Source organism: Litoribacter ruber, from assembly GCF_018500185.1.
GTDB classification, from domain to species: domain Bacteria; phylum Bacteroidota; class Bacteroidia; order Cytophagales; family Cyclobacteriaceae; genus Litoribacter; species Litoribacter ruber.
This window is the reverse complement of record NZ_JAHBGI010000014.1, coordinates 33500-48690: the sequence shown is the minus strand read 5'-3', so window position 1 is coordinate 48690 and position 15191 is coordinate 33500. Positions and strand designations below refer to the sequence as shown.

The following is a 15191-nucleotide window of genomic DNA, read 5'->3' as shown; positions in this document are numbered from 1 at the left end:
ATAAATACTTTTTTTAGCCAATATGATCGTAAGCAGAAACCTGAAACCCGGACTGATCCTTCATTATACTTGGAGGCAGCTGTTGTATTATACCACCCTTTCCACGCTTATAGTGATCCTGCACGATGTGTATGAGATCGTGTTTTTCAACATCCCCTCTTACACCATCGCCGCCCTGGGGACTGCTCTAGCCATCTTTTTGGGTTTTAAAAATGATCACGCTTACGACAGATGGTGGGAGGCCAGGAAAATTTGGGGGCTAATGGTCAATTATAGCCGTGCCTGGGCAAGGCAGGTAATTACCATGATCATCCCACAGGATAACGCCGAGTATGCCGAGATGGCTGCTTTCCATCAAAAACTTGTCTATCGGCACCTCGCTTTTGTAAACGCATTGAGAGTGTTTTTAAGAAAGAGACATCTTTATAATGAGCCCCGACAGCGGGAGCTTTTTGAGGATGAGAACACTTATTTGGACGCAAAGCCTTTTTTGGAACCTGAAGAATATGCCGAGTTTGTCAAGAAAGATAACCCACCCAATTTTCTACTTCAAAGACAAGGGGAGGACCTCAAATGGGCATTCCAAAAAGGCTGGATCAGTGATTACCGTTTTGTGAAAATGGAAGAAACCCTGGTGGACTTCAATGATATCCAGGGGATGAGCGAAAGGATTAAAAACACGCCATTACCAAGACAGTACACCTTTTTCTCCAGAGTTTTTGTTTTCATTCACTGTACCTTGCTTCCGATGGTCTTTATCAGCGAACTAGGCTGGAAAACCATTCCGGTGGCGTTGGCGGTTTCCTTCGTATTCTTGGCCCTTGATCTGATAGGGGAGAGAACTGAGGATCCGTTTGAAAACAGGCTGGAAGACACGCCAATGTCGAGTTTGAGTGTGGCGATTGAAATCAACCTGAGGGAGCAATTGGAGGAAAGTCAAAACAACTTCCCTCCAAAAGTAAAACCTCAAAATGGGATCGTATTTTAGGCAGGTATGGCCTCAGACTTTTCGTTGAAGACAATGCCATGCTTTTCGAGTTCCCCAAGGATTGGAAGATAGATTTCCGGTTTAATGGGCAGTTGTAGGCCCTTAATGTCAAGTTTTCCATCCATGAATAGATCCACTGCGATAGCTAAAGGCAGGCCTACAGTCTTGGCCATGGCCGTGTAATCCTGGTTTTGGCCTTTGATCACCAGACTGGAGGTGATCTTTTCCACCCCTTCGGCAGTTTTGACTTCAAATTGATGCTGCATCACGATCATGTCTTTGTCATCAGCTTTCAAAGCCCATTTTTCCTCCAAAAGCGTCTGTAGAATTTTGGCCGGACTTCCCTTGAAGATAGGCAGGGGCTCATCGGAAAACATGCCCAGCCACTTAATCTTATCGATCACCTCATCGTCAATCCAGGGCAGGAGTTCATGCAGTTTGTCCTCCTCCATTCGGCTTTCATGATAGGGGAGAAAGCTGTTGAAAAACATCCTTTTGGTGAAATTATCGGGAAGGTCCATCTGGAAACTGTCATCGGTGAGGCCCAGCTGTACAAACACGTCCCAGCTTTTGCAGAAACCTGCCCTTCTCAAAGTTCCCCGCAGGATGGTAGGAATGTTTTCAAGGCCATAAGTTTTCCTGTAACTTAAGGAGTCCCGGTTAGGGTAGCCATCAAATTCCCCAACCTCATCAAAATGGATCGGCTCAGTCCTTCGGAACAGCATGTGGTAGGGGATAAACTTCAGCTTGCCGTTACGGATAAATCTGGACACCCCTTGCCCAGCCAATACCACATTTCTGGGGTTCCAGGTGAATTTATATTTCCAGGGGTTGTCTTCACTTTCTGGGGCCAATAGCCCGCCGGTAAAGCTTTTAAACATCGTAATCTCATGCCCCTTTTTCTTCTCTTCGTCAATAATCTTCATGGCCGACATGTGGTCAATTCCCGGGTCAAGGCCGCATTCATTCAAAAAGAGCAAGTTTTTATTTTCGATCTCCTCTGCCATGGCCCGGAGATCATCGGATTCATAGGATGCGGTGAAGAAATGCTTGCCAAATTTCAGGCAGTCCCTTGCCACCACCGGGTGTAAAAAGGCGGGCAACATGGAGATCACCAAATCTGCCCGTTGCACCAGCGCCTCCCGTGCTGGCTGGTCGTGGATGTCAAGTATGGCCGCCTCGGCATTGGGCTGCCCCTTGGTTTTCTTCTCGGCTAGCTCCAAAGAAGTATCGGCTAAGATGATTTTGCGGTTTTTTAAATTTGCTTTCTCTATTAAATAATCAATCAGAACCGTAGCAGATTTTCCGGCCCCGATTATGAGGATGGTTTGCATAATAGTTTGGTTAAAAGGGTCAGCTTGAAGATGGCCAATAATTTGTAGAGGAAAAAATAAATCACGAAAAATAAGCGCTATAGGCTCGATTTGCAAATTTTTTCGTTAATTGAATCCCTTTTGAAATTCACCTTTTTGTATGAGTAAGAAAATAGAAAAAACCGTTAGCCTGGAATCTTTTGAGTGGAATGAGCTGGATGAAAACATCCAGGATCTTGTGGAGCAGGCCCGCCTTTCAGCATTGAAAGCTTATGCCCCCTATTCCAAATTCCATGTAGGAGCCGCACTTTTATTGGATAACGGGAAGCTGCTTTCTGCCAACAATCAGGAAAACGCCTCTTTTCCCGTGGGCAACTGTGCCGAAAGGGTAGTGCTGGGTTTTGCCCATGCCAACCACCCGGAAGCCAAGCCGCTCAAGCTGGCCATTGCTGCCAGAAAAGGGGATGAAAAGAAACCAGTCTCTGTGACGCCCTGCGGGTTTTGCAGGCAAACCATCACTGAGTATGAGCAGCGGTACGGGCAAACCATTGAGATCTTTATGTTGGCCGCTGATGGGAGCGTGCTCAAAGCTGCAGGCATAGACGAACTCCTGCCTTTTGGCTTCAAAGACCTTAACGGCTGATTATTTCCCGCCCCTTGGCGGCGTACCATATCCCTCCCATTAAATGCTGGAGAAAAGTCTGGCTCTGGTAGGCATGATTCACATGGCCAAGGGCGGTGTAAAATACCCTGCCGCCATCATATTCATGGTGCCAGGCTATTGGGTGGTGGGTGATGTTCTTATCGCCGGTATCATAGGATTCCGGATCCACTTCCAGAAGTACTTTTACGTCTTCATTGAAATTTTTGAAATTATACCACTCATCTGTCCATAGCCATTCAGCAGGCAGATGTAAAGTGGAGGCATGGCTGTTGTCCTTGGTTTTTACTTTTGCAGTCTGGATCTCCGGATGGCTGGAAAACTGTGCCCCAATCAACTTGGTAAACCATTCCCATTCATAAGCGGTGTCAGTGGCGCTGTGGATGCCTACCACGCCCTTGCCGTCTCGTACAAATTTCTTGAAACCCTCCTGGTGGGGTTCAAGAAAGATCTCCCCGGTAGTATTAAGCAAAATTATGACGTCATACTCATGGAGGCGCTCCGAGGCGAAAATGTCTATGTCTTCGGTATGATCCAGTAAGAAAAAATTTTCCTTGGCGAGCTTTCTCAAGCCTTCCACGCCTGATTCTATGGATTCATGGCGGAAGCCCTCCGTGGTGCTGATGGCGATGGCTTTAAACTGAAAGTGCTGGGCCATGCCCAACACCGGCAAAAGGGAGGTTAATAAAAGGATTAAAAGCTTTCTCATAAAGGTATTATTCTACAATTTCAAATTTTTCTGCAGCCTGCTTGCGGGTATAGGCATTAAAATGCCACCACTCGCTGCCTATGCCGTGGAAGCCAGCCTGTTTCATCACCTCCCTCAGCAGGCGCCGATTTTCAATATGTTGTTTGGTGATTTTGCCTTCTCTGAGCATCTGATTCTCTCTGTCCGGATAGGCCGCATAGCCAAAATAATCATACTTGGTGCCCATGTCGAGTGGCTCGCCACTGTCTTTATGGGCCAAAGTGAGGTCAACGGCCACTCCATAATTATGCAACCCGCCAATTTTCGGGTCGGCCACATAAAGGGGCTTGAGGCTGTCAGGCTTGTCCAGGTTGTCCCAAAGGATCTGCTGAACCGCCCTAGGTCTTACGCCATCATAAACCAAAAACGTCAAACTGGAATCTTTTTCTTGTAGATACAGGAAAGCCTTTTCCATCATGTTCACCACTTCAGGCTGCAGGTAAGCGTTTTCCAGGTCATCATACACATCCCTTCCAAAGAAATTGTCGGTCGTGCTGTACTTAAGCTCAACCAGAATTTCCGGTATCTGCTCTTGTATGTTGACCAAGCCAGCATCCAAAAACCTTTCATCCCAGGCCGTAAGCTGATTTGTTTCCTCGGAGAAATCAAAGGATCTGGTAGATGACTCGTCCACCTCAAAAGTCGCCGGCCCCAAGTCGTCAGCGCTTATGTTGTCCTTTGGGTCAGAACAGGCGGCTACTATCACAGCGAAAATTGGCCACAGGTTCTTCATAGGTCTTTCTTTACAATGGTACTGTTTGCCTGGGCCTTGGGTAGCACCACGACATCAGCCAACACCACATGAGCAGGACGGGTAGCAGCAAACACGACGATATCGGCTATATCCTGGGCTTGCAAAGGTTCATACCCTTTGTAGACAGGACTGGCTTTTTCAGCATTCCCTTTAAACCTGACCAGAGAAAATTCAGTTTCTACCAGCCCTGGATGAATCCCCATCACCTTGATGCCATATGGATTCAGGTCAATTCGCATGCTCCTCGTCAGGGCATCCACGGCATGCTTGCTGGCACAGTACACGTTGCCATTGGGGTACACCTCTTTTCCCGCAATGGACCCAATATTTATGATCTGGCCCGACTTCCTTTCAGTCATGCCTGGGATCAAAGCTTTGCTTACATAAAGCAGCCCCTTAACATTAATGTCAATCATGGCGTCCCAATCATCCAAGTCGCCCGTTTGGATTGGCTCCAGCCCATGGGCATTGCCTGCATTGTTGACCAAAAGGTCGATGTCTTTCCATTCTTCCGAAAGGCCACTTATGGCGCTTGTCACCTCGATTTTGTCCCTGACGTCAAAAACCAGGTAAGTATATTTTACCCCCGCCGGCATTTCTTCTTGGAGGTTCTGTAATCTTTCTTCCCTTCTTCCGCAGGCGATGATGTCATAGCCGTTTTCAGCCAGTGCCAAGGCACAGGCTTTTCCGATTCCGGAGGTGGCCCCGGTGACAAAGGCAATCTTGTTTCCCATGAATGTGTGTAGTTAGGTTGGTTGTTAAGCTTACAATTTATAGAATAATATGTATATCCGCAATTGCACCAGTAAGACGGTTAAAACTGCCTAATTCTTGTTCTGATGCAAGAATGGCCCTTGCTTCGGTCATCGGTCATCGGTCTTCCGTCTTCCGTCCCCTCAGATAGAGGCTGGCATCATTGCGGATAATCATGAAGATTTAATACCAGTTGGGAAATAAAAAAGGCCCTCAATTGAGAGCCTGATCCATGTTATTGGAAATTGAGGTAGATGGTGATGGTCCTCATCCTGATGTCGGATATGGCCCCCGCGTAATTGGTATTGGTGTGGGATTCCTTGTAGAGGTTTCGCAAACCGTGCGAAAAGCGGATCTCGGGGGAGAATTTGAAGTATTCAAAGTAAATGTCAAACCCCATCCCAAATTCCAGGGCGATGTCACTTCCCAAAATCACCAGATCATCCTCATTGGCCTCGTCCTGCCCCTTTGTCCTGAATTGGGCATTTGCACCGCCGATAAAGAACATCCTGGTGTTGTTAAACCGCTGGGATTTGTATTTAAATAGTAAAGGAAATTCCACCAAGGTAGCCTCGGTAAATACATCTGTTGTAGTCAGAGGAATTCTATCCCCGCCAGGGGAGTAATCCGGGAGATCCGTTCGCCCATACGTATTGACAAGCGTTCTGTATTCATAGAAACCCACTTTGGGTGTGAACAGGACGTTGAACTGGTCGTGAAGCCTAAGCGTAGTCAGAAAGCCCAAGGAAAAACCCTGTGAGTGCACGGGCTGGATGCTATGGATAAAGTTATAAGGCCCGTTTGGATCCATATAAGCTTCCGAATATTTCAGCCGGAAAGAATTGGTATGGCCGGCTAAGAAGAAACCGTAGGAAATCAGGTCGTCATCCTGCCCGGCGGTACTCAGAAGTTTCTGCCCAAAGGAGTTTAAAAAAATGAAGGAGAAAAGGAAAGTTAACGCTACTTTTCTCCAATATAAATTGAGGCTATTCCAAATGTTAAAGGTTTGCATTGTGTGTTTTTAAAGCCTACTTTTCTCAGTACCTGCAGAAAGTCCTCCCCATCAGGGAATGCCTGTACCGATTCCGGTAAATATGTATAAGCAGAATTGTCCTTCGAGACAATTTTACCGATTTTAGGCAAAATGTGCTTAAAATAAAAATTATACAACTGTTTCATTGGAAACCTTTTGGGTTTTGAAAACTCAATAATGACGGTTTTCGCACCCGGTTTCAATACGCGGTTCATATCCGCGAGGCCTTTTTCAAGGTTCTCAAAGTTTCTTACCCCAAATGAAACGATGACAGCATCGAATTTATTTTCCTCAAACAGCAGCTTTTCGGAATCACCCAGCTGAAGTTCGATTTTATCCTCGAGCTTGCGCTTTTTAAGCTTTTTCCTTCCTTCGGCAAGCATGCCCTCGGAGATGTCCACGCCGATTACCTTGTCAGGATTCAGGGCTAGGGCCTCGATGGCAAAATCTCCCGTGCCGGTGGCGATATCCAGGATAAGCTTGGGTTGGTCGGCTTTGAGTAGCTTGACGGCCTTCTTTCTCCAGATGATATCAATTCCCATGCTAAGAACATGATTCAGCAAATCATATCTTTTGCTGATGTTGTTAAACATGGTGGCTACCTGAGCTTTTTTTCCTTCGTTTTGATCCTTGTAGGGTACTACTGCCATGGGGGTGATTTTTCAATTGAAGCGCAATATTACTAAGTAAACCCGAGCATTGGAAAAATGTTAATGATTAATTGAAGCATAGATGTTTTTAGGAAACCCTTACCTTTGTGAAAAATTAAGACTCAGATGATCAAAACAGCCAAATTCCTCGTCAGCAATACAGACCCTAACAAGTGTCCTGCACCTACCAAGCCGGAATTTGCCTTTATTGGTAGATCCAATGTGGGCAAAAGCTCCCTGATCAACATGCTTACCAATCACAAAGGCCTGGCCAAAACCTCCGGCAGACCGGGAAAAACTCAATTGATCAACCATTTTGTCATCGATGAGAAGTGGTTTATGGTCGATCTTCCCGGTTACGGATTTGCCAAGGTGAGCAAAACCCTGAAAGGGGAGTGGGACAAGATGATCAAGGGATACCTGACCCAACGGGAAAACCTGGAGGCCATCTTTGTGTTAATCGACAGCAGGCTGGAACCCCAAAAGATAGATTTGGAATTTATCCTTTGGTGTGCTGAAAATGAGGTGCCCATCGTCTTGATTTTCACCAAGGCTGACAAGCTGAGCCATTCCAAGGTGCAGGGAAATGTGTCCAATTTCCTCAAGGCGGCCAAAGGAATCTTTGAGGAGACGCCCCTTTATTTTGTCACCTCTGCCGAATCGGCCAAAGGAAGGGAAGAGGTTTTGGAATTTATCGATGCGGTCACCGAAGATTTTTATGCAGAAAATTGAAATGGCATTGAGCTTTGAATATTGATGCAGTATATTTGCAACCCTACAAAAAACTATATACAAATGGAGTTTAAAGAATTAGCAACTGTTGCCGGGAAGCCGGGTTTATATAAGGTGGTGAAGCCAAGCAGAACTGGTGTGATCTTAGAATCTTTGGACGCCTCCAAAAAGAAACTAGTCGTGGGTGCTAACCACCGCGTTTCCGTCCTAAGCGAAATTTCCATCTACACCATGAACGAGGAAGGTGCCACGCCTTTGGAAGAGGTGATGAAGACTATCGATAAGGAGTTTGACGGTGATGTGGGATTGACCAGCAGCGCCGATGCCGATGAGCTTAGAAGCTTTTTGAAGCACGTGCTTCCTGAATACGACGAGGACAAAGTGTATACCTCTGATATCAAAAAACTGATCAGCTGGTACAACATCATCCGCAAAGAAAGCCCTGAGGCTTTGAAGGAAAAAGAAAACGGCCAAGAAAAAGCTGAAGACAAAAAAGAAGACTAAAATATAAGCCTGCATGTGATGTGCAGGCTTTTTTGATATGGAGCTTTCAATAGTCCAAGATACGGCCCACTTGCTCAAGAAGGAATTTGATAACCTTCCGGACAAGTTTTATAAAAAGCATGACCTGGTGGAGGCTTTGCGTCCTTTAATTCAGGAAATGCTCAACCGTGATTTTGAGCGCTTTCTCCAGCTGTGCTATCGAATAGATCTAGGAGAGGAAAAGCTCAAAAGGATTCTACACGAAAGCGAGCCGGAAAGGGTCGGTCTTGACCTGGCCGCCGCAATCGTAGACCGGCAAATGCTCAAAATCCAGCTCCGCCGCAAATACAGCACCTAAAAGAAAAAACCTCCGCTTGGAGGTTTTTTCGGTTATTGGGCTATTGTGTATTTAGAAGACGGGAGACCGAAGACCGAAGACGGGAGTTGGGAAACGGGAGGCGGAAATCGGCGCTTCGCGATTTCTAAACCCCTAAACCGTCCCGATGCGCAAGGCGCCAATCGGGACATTAAACTCCTAAACCCAATTCAGCCTTTCTGCACGCCAGCAGCCATATCCACTACTCTAGCTTCCTCGCTAAGGAAGGTTTCGGCTTCATCCACCAGTTTCTCCGAGCCAATGAACAAGGGTGTTCTCTGGTGAAGGGATGTCGGCATGATGTCCAGGATTCTCTCGTGTCCATCCGTGGCTTTTCCGCCGGCCTGCTCTGCAATATAGGCCAAAGCATTGGCTTCATAAAGGAGTCTCAGCTTGCCATTGGGTGTTTTGGTGGTGCCGGGGTAAATATAGATCCCGCCTTTCAACAGGTTTCTGTGAAAATCAGCCACCAAGCTGCCGATGTATCTGGCGCTGAAGTTATTTTCTTTGCAGTGGTTGATATAAGACTGCAAGCCATTGCTCATTTGGTTGTAAAGGCCTTCATTTACACTGTAAATGTTCCCCGAAGCAGGGGCCTTCATGTCGGGGTGGGAAAGGAAATACTCGCCCAAAGACTGCTCATAAGTGAAACCGTTTACCCCGTGGCCGGTCGTGTATACCAGCATGGTGGAGGAGCCGTAAAGCACATATCCTGCGGCCACCTGCTTGTTGCCGGGCTGCATGATGTCTTCAGGCTGTATCGGGCTACCCAGTGGGGTCACCCTTCTGTAAATGCTGAAAATGGTTCCTATGGAAATGTTTACGTCGATATTGGAAGAACCGTCCAGTGGATCGATTGCTACCACATATTTACCGCTGTTGTTTTGAAGGTCGATTACCTCGTCATCCTCTTCGGATACCACGGCACACACTTCTCCGCCTTTGGTAAGGGCGCGGGTAAAACGGATATTGGCTATTACATCCAGTTTCTGCTGCTCTTCCCCCTGCACGTTGGTCTGCCCAAAGGCGCCGCCGATATTGGCTAGACCTGCTCTATTGATTTCGCGATTCACTATCTTTGCGGCCAGGGCGATATCTCTCAATAGCTGAGAAAGCTCACCGGATGCAAACGGGAAGTCATCCTGTTTCATCTTGATGAATCGGTCGAGCGTGGTGCCCACCGAGTAGCCTAAAGCGGAATTGTCTGGAATGTAAGGTTTCGTACGCATATCTTAGAAAAATACTATTTGGGTTTATTGTCTACTTGAAATTACAACAATTATCAATATGTCAAAAGCAATTATTTTCAAATTTGGTGGGGCCTCAGTCAAAGACGCCCAGTCGGTGAAAAACCTTGCTAGCATTTTACTCAATCGTTTGCAAAACCCCTTTCTAATTGTGGTTTCGGCAATGGGAAAATCCACTAATTTGTTAGAGGAGATTTTGAAGGCAAAATTTTCTTTGGTTGACTATTCTTCGAATATTGCAATTCTGAAAGAGCAACACCTGCAGATTTGCCGTGAGCTGTTTGCTCCAGACCACCTGATTTTTGCCAAGATTGAAAATACCTTTCTTCAGTTGGAAAGGGAGCTGGCCATAAAAGTCGCTGACATATCCTATGATGAATACTATGATCAAATAGTGTGCTATGGGGAGCTGCTTTCCACAAAAATTGTCCAAGAATATTTGTGCAGCCAGCAGATCTTCTGCATTTGGCAGGATGCCAGGGAAATAATCTCCACCGATAACCGGCACCGGGCTGCCCAGGTAAACTGGGAGAAAACGGCTTTAAACTGCCGGAAACAGCTTTTGCCAAGCCTCTCCAAGTTTCCCATCATTACACAGGGCTTCATCGGAAGAGCCGACAATGGCAAAAGCACCACCTTGGGTCGGGAGGGATCCGATTTTACCGCGGCTATTCTGGCCAACTGTCTGGACGCGCGCAGCGTGACCATCTGGAAAGATGTGCCCGGAGTGCTGAACGCGGACCCGAAATTATTTCCCGATACCGTTCTTTTCCCAAAGCTTGCCTACAGGGAAGCCGCCGAGATGACCTACTACGGGGCCTCGGTCATCCACCCCAAAACCATCAAGCCTCTGGCCAACAAAAATATCCCACTCATGGTCAAATCCTTCATCAATCCTGATGAAAAAGGCACGCTGATCACAGATTGCGAGCCCCAACAAACCGTTCCCACCTTTGTACAGAAAGGGGACCAGATTCTGGTGACTTTTAGAGTGAAAGATTTCACCTTCGTAAATGAGGCCCGGATCCACCAAATCTATGCGGTGCTGGAAAGTCTGAAAATCAGGGTCAACCTGATGCAGACCTCCGCTATTTCCATTTCGCTATGTTTGGATAAAGAGTTTCTCAAGGTGGAAAAACTAATGCAGGCCCTTAAGACCCATTTTGAGATCAGGTACAATGAGGACCTCAAGCTGCTCACCGTTCTTCACCCCCAGCAGGAGGTGATCAGCAGGATGGAAGAGGGCAAGGAAATCCTGTTGGAGCAAAAGACCCGAAATACTTTTCAGATTGTCTTTAGGGAAGTCTCGACAGCAGGTGCTTGACAGTGCGCTGAATCGGGGGCAGATAGCTGCTCCCGAAAAGGTTTAGATGCACGAGCAGGGGGTAAAGGTTGTAGATCGGCACTCTTTCCTCAAAGCCGGGCTCCAAGGGGAAGGCTTCGTGGTAAGCATGGTAGAATTCCTGCTCAAATCCCCCAAAGAGCTTGGAAAAGGCCAGATCCACCTCCCTGTGGCCATAATAAACCGCGGGGTCTATCAAGGCGGGCTTCCCGGAAGCGGAAGGCATCACATTTCCCGACCAGATGTCCCCATGAAGCAGTGCAGGTATTTCTTTGGGGAAAATATCGTCAAACAAGGGGTAGACCAACCTGATTTCCTCCAAAAACCTCTGGTCAATCAAACCATCGTAAAGTGCTTTTCCGGCCATGGGCTCTAATCGCTGGTGTATAAAAAACTCCGGCCAGGATTTGCAGTAGGTGTTTGGCTGGGCAAGGGAGGCAATGTAGTTTTCCTCTTCAAGACCAAAAGAATTATTGGTGGTGGCATGAAGCTGGGCCACTCCGGCCCCGAGTTCCTGCCAGTAATTCCCTGACAGACGTGCCGGGGCAAACCATTCCATCAGCAGGTAATTGATCTCCTCTTCATGGCCGGCGCCGTAAACTTCCGGTATCTTTAGCGGGCTATGCTTTGCCAGCATTTGTAAGCCTTTCGCCTCTTTGGGAAAAATATCCCTTCGGGAATCATAATTGGTTTTGAGCAAAAATTCCCCCTGGTCGGTGTCCAGGTAAATGGCTTGGTTGAGGTTGCCGGCAGCCACCAGGCGGGTTTGGGAAAATTGTGTCTCCCTGCCTAAAGTCTTGAAAAGTATGCGCTCAAATTTCTGGTTTTGATCAAACATTAATGTGTTCAGCTTCTATTTTGTCCAGCAGCTGCTCAATGGCCTCATCCAGGATTTCATAGACCTCCTGAAATTCCTTTTCCCCTCCATAATAAGGGTCCGGGACCTCATTGATTCCCTGAAAATCCGCAAGTTCACGAAGCATCAGGATGCGGTCATGGGTCACATTGTGTTGGGCCATGATAGCGTGGACGTTGTCATAATTCGATCTATCCATTACCAACAGGTAGTCGAAATGTTTAAAATCCAGGCGGTTTATCTGCCTTCCCCTATGGTTGATCGTGATGTTGAACTTTTCTGCACACTGTATGGTGCGCTCATCGGGAAGCTCGCCGATGTGGTAATCAGAAGTGCCGCAACTGTCAGCAGACAGCGCGTGGGACAGGTTCCTTTCCTTCACCTTGTGGTTAAAAATAGCTTCGGCTAGAGGCGAGCGGCAAATGTTGCCCAAACAAACAAACAGTACTTTAATCATAATCATCTAATTGAAAACCCCAGCCCAGCGGTGAGGATGTTGAATTCTTGGAAGGTGTAGTCGGCATTTAGGAAGATGGGCCCAAGATCCACTCTCACACCTACATTGCCCATGGCCCCGGCCACCGCATACCTGAGGCTGATGGGATCCACGATGGGGTTGGTGAAATTGGAGACGTTATAGGTGCCTAAAAGGTCAAAATCCGATGTGCCGGATATGTATCCCGCCGAACCATAAAAGGTAAAAACAGAAAGCTTTTTGCTGAGCAATAGTTGGTATGTCCAGGTGTTGACCTGAAGTTCACCACGCCCATCGGTGATTTCTTCCAGGGCATATCCAGCCTTGAGACTGTTGAAGGCCACCAAGCCTGATAAATGAAAAGGAAGTTCTCTCAACCCTGGAATATGCTGCTTGATGTCATGCTGTATGCCCCCTCCAAGGATGCCAACTTCCACGCCTTCAATTCGAGTATTAGGCAGAAAGCGGAGTTTGATGTCGGTGCCGAATGGTAAGCCCAACCCGGCCTGCAGCACGGGCGCGGGGACATAATTCACGGGCATCCCGGCCCCGGGGAGTGCATCCACCTGGGCGGCTACGAACCCGTCTTCATAAATGTCCAGCGTTCTGCCAGGACTTTCCGAACCGAATAGCGTGGGGAGTTCGGTAGGGCCTGTTTCCCCAGAGACGCGTAGGTTGTTGTACTGGCTGGGGTCAAAGAGGAAGCTTTCCATCCTGGAGGGAACGGCCGCAGCACTGACACCGATTTTGAAATCAAATCCCAAAGTGCTGTGAGTTTTGGCAGTGTTGGCCCAGCCGGCACCCATGCTGTAGGCAAACCCTTCGGCAGCGGGCTGCACGTAGTGGTTTAGGTACGTGTTGACATCCGCCACTCCCGATTGCAGGAGGGTTTCTATATCACTTCGGCTCTGGGAAAAGGCCGAAAAACTCATCAGACTCAGCGGAATGGCTACCGCTGCAATAATTTTTTTCATGTACATGGGCACTAACTCAATATAAAACTAATTAAAAAAGAGAAAAAATTATGCCCTCGGGTAGATTTTTGAGGAGTATTTTAAAAAAATGAAATTATTTCTACCTTTGCGGAACGATTCTTTGATGAGAATCATTCTTAGTGGGAAATGAATATAGAGGGAATCAAAAACATCATTACAAAAGGCGGATTGAAGTTTACGCATCAGCGCATGGTCATATACAATGCCATAGCCGAAGCCAAAAACCATCCCACAGCCGAGCATGTTTTTGAGCAGATCAAAAGTGACAATCCTTCTATCTCATTAGGCACAGTCTATAAAACCCTGGACACCTTCGTGACCGCGGGAATCATCCAGAAATTTGTGGACAATAAGGGAGTAATGAGGTTTGACGGCATTCTGGAAGCCCATAGCCACCTTTATTGTAAAAAGACCAACGAGATCAGCGATTATAAGAATGCTGAACTGGAAGCCTTATTGACCAAATTCTTTGACAAGAATCAGATAGAGGACTTTGATATCGATGAGATATCGATCGTGATCAAAGGCCAAAAGCTATAATTCAATCATTAAAAACAATAATTTACTTAACCAAAAATCAATTTAATATGTCTTTAGTAGGAAAAAAAGCACCTTTATTCAAAGCACCAGCAGTAGTGGACGGAGAGGAAATCGTAGAAGGATTCTCTTTGGAGCAATACATTGGCGAAAAGGATGTGATCTTCTTCTTTTACCCAAAAGATTTCACTTTCGTTTGCCCTACTGAAATCTTGGCTTTCCAAGAGAAGTTGGCTGAGTTTGAAAAAAGAGGCGTTGCCGTAGTTGGCGCTTCCACTGATACCGAAGAGTCTCACCTTGCATGGTTGGGTCTTCCTAAAGCTCAAGGCGGTATCCAAGGTGTTACTTATCCGATCGTTGCCGATCCTGCCAAAACCATCGCCCATAACTATGGCGTGTTGGCCGGTGAGTGGAATTACAATGAAGAAGGTGAATTGAACTATGAAGGTGCTCCAGTGGCATACAGAGGTTCTTTCTTAATCGACAAGAATGGTGTGGTAAGACACGAAACCATCAACGACCTTCCTCTAGGTAGAAACATCGACGAGATGATCCGTCTTGTAGATGCCCTACACCACGTAGAGAAGCACGGTGAGGTTTGTCCTGCCAACTGGGAAGAAGGAAAAGAAGCTATGACAGCTACCAAAGAAGGCGTTTCGGCTTACCTAGGTAAGAACTAAGATTCGCTTTTAAATAAAGCCTTTAAAAAGCCCTGCCGTAATGGTGGGGCTTTTTTGGTGTATTAGGCACTAAGTTGGTTTAGGAGTTTATTTCCCGGTGCTGCGCACAGCGGGAGGTTTAGGGGGTAGTCGCGATGCGCGGCGGAGGGATGAAGGTGGGGCGCTGAGCACTGGGCACTGGGCACTGAGCACTGGGCGCTGAGAAAAGGGCGCCCCCCAGGTCATCTGGTTCCATGTGGCCTCCCTTGGCGATTATGGTTTAAAGTTTAAGGCTTAAGGATGATCCAGTGTCATAAACTATAAACGCTCCGCAGGAGCCATAAGCCATAAACTTCGCAAATGAAACTTATGGTTTATGGTTTGAAGTTTAAGGCTTATGGCATGACGATGGTGTATCCGGGAGGCCTTCTTTACCTAAACTTCTAAACCGTCCCGATGCGCGTCAGCGCCCATTGGGGCATTAACCTCCCAAACCATTACGTTTCATCAGCTTTATATTTTCTCGTTAATTATTATGGTAGCTAGATAATTTTGGTTAATAAGGTTCAAGAGAAATCATATTTGTTTA

At 46.9% G+C, this 15191-nt stretch carries 18 protein-coding genes; 8 read left to right on the top strand and 10 right to left on the bottom strand.

The genetic code is table 11. The features are described 5' to 3' along the window. The first annotated feature begins 22 nt into the window (after window positions 1-22). On the top strand, window positions 23-988 hold the full coding sequence (locus KIH41_RS16100) for a bestrophin family protein (RefSeq protein ID WP_213946420.1): 966 nt from the start codon (window positions 23-25) through the stop codon (window positions 986-988). Here the strand turns inward: KIH41_RS16100 and KIH41_RS16095 are convergent. Then, complete coding sequence (locus KIH41_RS16095; RefSeq protein ID WP_214163025.1) at window positions 985-2322, bottom strand: saccharopine dehydrogenase C-terminal domain-containing protein; 1338 nt, start codon at window positions 2320-2322, stop codon at window positions 985-987. The genes KIH41_RS16100 and KIH41_RS16095 overlap by 4 nt on opposite strands. A 139-nt stretch (window positions 2323-2461) precedes the next feature. Between KIH41_RS16095 and KIH41_RS16090 the strand changes: the two genes are divergently transcribed. After that, entirely contained in the window at window positions 2462-2944 is a 483-nt protein-coding gene (locus KIH41_RS16090) for a cytidine deaminase (RefSeq protein ID WP_214163024.1), read from the top strand. Here the strand turns inward: KIH41_RS16090 and KIH41_RS16085 are convergent. The 5 genes from KIH41_RS16085 to ubiE all read right to left on the bottom strand — a co-directional run bounded on the left by KIH41_RS16085 (window position 2934) and on the right by ubiE (window position 6900). Next, complete coding sequence (locus KIH41_RS16085) at window positions 2934-3671, bottom strand: ThuA domain-containing protein (RefSeq protein WP_214163023.1); 738 nt, start codon at window positions 3669-3671, stop codon at window positions 2934-2936. The two genes, KIH41_RS16090 and KIH41_RS16085, sit on opposite strands and share 11 nt — an antisense overlap. A 7-nt stretch (window positions 3672-3678) precedes the next feature. Continuing rightward, window positions 3679-4443 (bottom strand): M15 family metallopeptidase, encoded by a 765-nt coding sequence (locus KIH41_RS16080; RefSeq protein ID WP_214163022.1) that lies wholly within the window; start codon window positions 4441-4443, stop codon window positions 3679-3681. After that, the gene (locus KIH41_RS16075) at window positions 4440-5198 is read right to left on the bottom strand and encodes an SDR family NAD(P)-dependent oxidoreductase (RefSeq protein WP_214163021.1); all 759 of its coding nucleotides are present in this window, start codon (window positions 5196-5198) and stop codon (window positions 4440-4442) included. Before KIH41_RS16075 ends, KIH41_RS16080 begins: the two co-directional genes overlap by 4 nt. Before the next feature lie 254 nt (window positions 5199-5452). Next, complete coding sequence (gene porT, locus KIH41_RS16070) at window positions 5453-6229, bottom strand: type IX secretion/gliding motility protein PorT/SprT (RefSeq protein WP_213946414.1); 777 nt, start codon at window positions 6227-6229, stop codon at window positions 5453-5455. After that, entirely contained in the window at window positions 6178-6900 is a 723-nt protein-coding gene (gene ubiE, locus KIH41_RS16065) for a bifunctional demethylmenaquinone methyltransferase/2-methoxy-6-polyprenyl-1,4-benzoquinol methylase UbiE (RefSeq protein WP_213946413.1), read from the bottom strand. The genes porT and ubiE overlap by 52 nt, the downstream gene beginning before the upstream one ends. 126 nt (window positions 6901-7026) lie before the next feature. Here ubiE and yihA point away from each other — a divergent pair, with 126 nt between their 5' ends. The 3 genes from yihA to KIH41_RS16050 all read left to right on the top strand — a co-directional run bounded on the left by yihA (window position 7027) and on the right by KIH41_RS16050 (window position 8473). After that, window positions 7027-7632, top strand: coding sequence for a ribosome biogenesis GTP-binding protein YihA/YsxC (gene yihA / locus KIH41_RS16060; RefSeq protein WP_213946412.1), 606 nt, complete (start codon window positions 7027-7029; stop codon window positions 7630-7632). 63 nt (window positions 7633-7695) lie between these two features. After that, on the top strand, window positions 7696-8136 hold the full coding sequence (locus KIH41_RS16055; protein ID WP_213946411.1) for a DUF5606 family protein: 441 nt from the start codon (window positions 7696-7698) through the stop codon (window positions 8134-8136). 37 nt (window positions 8137-8173) lie between these two features. Continuing rightward, window positions 8174-8473 carry a hypothetical protein gene (locus tag KIH41_RS16050; RefSeq protein WP_214163020.1) on the top strand — a complete coding sequence of 100 codons (300 nt, stop codon included), beginning with the start codon at window positions 8174-8176 and terminating at the stop codon, window positions 8471-8473. Window positions 8474-8661: 188 nt separating this feature from the next. Here KIH41_RS16050 and fbp read toward each other — a convergent pair whose 3' ends face one another. Continuing rightward, window positions 8662-9720, bottom strand: a complete 1059-nt coding sequence (fbp, locus tag KIH41_RS16045; protein ID WP_214163019.1) for a class 1 fructose-bisphosphatase — start codon at window positions 9718-9720, stop codon at window positions 8662-8664. A gap of 58 nt (window positions 9721-9778) precedes the next feature. Between fbp and KIH41_RS16040 the strand changes: the two genes are divergently transcribed. After that, window positions 9779-11062 (top strand): aspartate kinase, encoded by a 1284-nt coding sequence (locus KIH41_RS16040; RefSeq protein WP_214163018.1) that lies wholly within the window; start codon window positions 9779-9781, stop codon window positions 11060-11062. Here KIH41_RS16040 and KIH41_RS16035 read toward each other — a convergent pair. Genes KIH41_RS16035 through KIH41_RS16025 form a run of 3 tightly spaced genes read right to left on the bottom strand, consistent with a single transcriptional unit; the run spans window position 11034 to window position 13385 of the window. After that, window positions 11034-11918 (bottom strand): fructosamine kinase family protein, encoded by an 885-nt coding sequence (locus KIH41_RS16035; RefSeq protein WP_214163017.1) that lies wholly within the window; start codon window positions 11916-11918, stop codon window positions 11034-11036. The two genes, KIH41_RS16040 and KIH41_RS16035, sit on opposite strands and share 29 nt — an antisense overlap. After that, on the bottom strand, window positions 11911-12393 hold the full coding sequence (locus tag KIH41_RS16030; RefSeq protein WP_213946406.1) for a low molecular weight protein-tyrosine-phosphatase: 483 nt from the start codon (window positions 12391-12393) through the stop codon (window positions 11911-11913). The genes KIH41_RS16035 and KIH41_RS16030 overlap by 8 nt, the downstream gene beginning before the upstream one ends. A gap of 2 nt (window positions 12394-12395) precedes the next feature. Next, window positions 12396-13385, bottom strand: coding sequence for a DUF6588 family protein (locus tag KIH41_RS16025; RefSeq protein WP_213946405.1), 990 nt, complete (start codon window positions 13383-13385; stop codon window positions 12396-12398). Between the two features lie 147 nt (window positions 13386-13532). On the opposite strand from KIH41_RS16025, the gene KIH41_RS16020 reads away from it, so the two are divergent. Next, window positions 13533-13946: a Fur family transcriptional regulator gene (locus KIH41_RS16020; RefSeq protein ID WP_213946404.1), complete on the top strand. Its 414-nt coding sequence runs from the start codon at window positions 13533-13535 to the stop codon at window positions 13944-13946. 47 nt (window positions 13947-13993) lie between these two features. Continuing rightward, window positions 13994-14623 carry a peroxiredoxin gene (locus tag KIH41_RS16015; RefSeq protein WP_143959714.1) on the top strand — a complete coding sequence of 210 codons (630 nt, stop codon included), beginning with the start codon at window positions 13994-13996 and terminating at the stop codon, window positions 14621-14623. Window positions 14624-15191: the final 568 nt, after the last annotated feature.

What these genes read in the sequence shown, in the direction of transcription:
- KIH41_RS16100 (WP_213946420.1), top strand. Translation starts at nt 23, where the DNA reads ATGATCGTAAGCAGAAACCTGAAACCCGGACTGATCCTTCATTATACT.
- KIH41_RS16095 (WP_214163025.1), bottom strand. Translation starts at nt 2,322, where the DNA reads ATGCAAACCATCCTCATAATCGGGGCCGGAAAATCTGCTACGGTTCTG.
- KIH41_RS16090 (WP_214163024.1), top strand. Translation starts at nt 2,462, where the DNA reads ATGAGTAAGAAAATAGAAAAAACCGTTAGCCTGGAATCTTTTGAGTGG.
- KIH41_RS16085 (WP_214163023.1), bottom strand. Translation starts at nt 3,671, where the DNA reads ATGAGAAAGCTTTTAATCCTTTTATTAACCTCCCTTTTGCCGGTGTTG.
- KIH41_RS16080 (WP_214163022.1), bottom strand. Translation starts at nt 4,443, where the DNA reads ATGAAGAACCTGTGGCCAATTTTCGCTGTGATAGTAGCCGCCTGTTCT.
- KIH41_RS16075 (WP_214163021.1), bottom strand. Translation starts at nt 5,198, where the DNA reads ATGGGAAACAAGATTGCCTTTGTCACCGGGGCCACCTCCGGAATCGGA.
- porT (WP_213946414.1), bottom strand. Translation starts at nt 6,229, where the DNA reads ATGCAAACCTTTAACATTTGGAATAGCCTCAATTTATATTGGAGAAAA.
- ubiE (WP_213946413.1), bottom strand. Translation starts at nt 6,900, where the DNA reads ATGGCAGTAGTACCCTACAAGGATCAAAACGAAGGAAAAAAAGCTCAG.
- yihA (WP_213946412.1), top strand. Translation starts at nt 7,027, where the DNA reads ATGATCAAAACAGCCAAATTCCTCGTCAGCAATACAGACCCTAACAAG.
- KIH41_RS16055 (WP_213946411.1), top strand. Translation starts at nt 7,696, where the DNA reads ATGGAGTTTAAAGAATTAGCAACTGTTGCCGGGAAGCCGGGTTTATAT.
- KIH41_RS16050 (WP_214163020.1), top strand. Translation starts at nt 8,174, where the DNA reads ATGGAGCTTTCAATAGTCCAAGATACGGCCCACTTGCTCAAGAAGGAA.
- fbp (WP_214163019.1), bottom strand. Translation starts at nt 9,720, where the DNA reads ATGCGTACGAAACCTTACATTCCAGACAATTCCGCTTTAGGCTACTCG.
- KIH41_RS16040 (WP_214163018.1), top strand. Translation starts at nt 9,779, where the DNA reads ATGTCAAAAGCAATTATTTTCAAATTTGGTGGGGCCTCAGTCAAAGAC.
- KIH41_RS16035 (WP_214163017.1), bottom strand. Translation starts at nt 11,918, where the DNA reads ATGTTTGATCAAAACCAGAAATTTGAGCGCATACTTTTCAAGACTTTA.
- KIH41_RS16030 (WP_213946406.1), bottom strand. Translation starts at nt 12,393, where the DNA reads ATGATTAAAGTACTGTTTGTTTGTTTGGGCAACATTTGCCGCTCGCCT.
- KIH41_RS16025 (WP_213946405.1), bottom strand. Translation starts at nt 13,385, where the DNA reads ATGAAAAAAATTATTGCAGCGGTAGCCATTCCGCTGAGTCTGATGAGT.
- KIH41_RS16020 (WP_213946404.1), top strand. Translation starts at nt 13,533, where the DNA reads ATGAATATAGAGGGAATCAAAAACATCATTACAAAAGGCGGATTGAAG.
- KIH41_RS16015 (WP_143959714.1), top strand. Translation starts at nt 13,994, where the DNA reads ATGTCTTTAGTAGGAAAAAAAGCACCTTTATTCAAAGCACCAGCAGTA.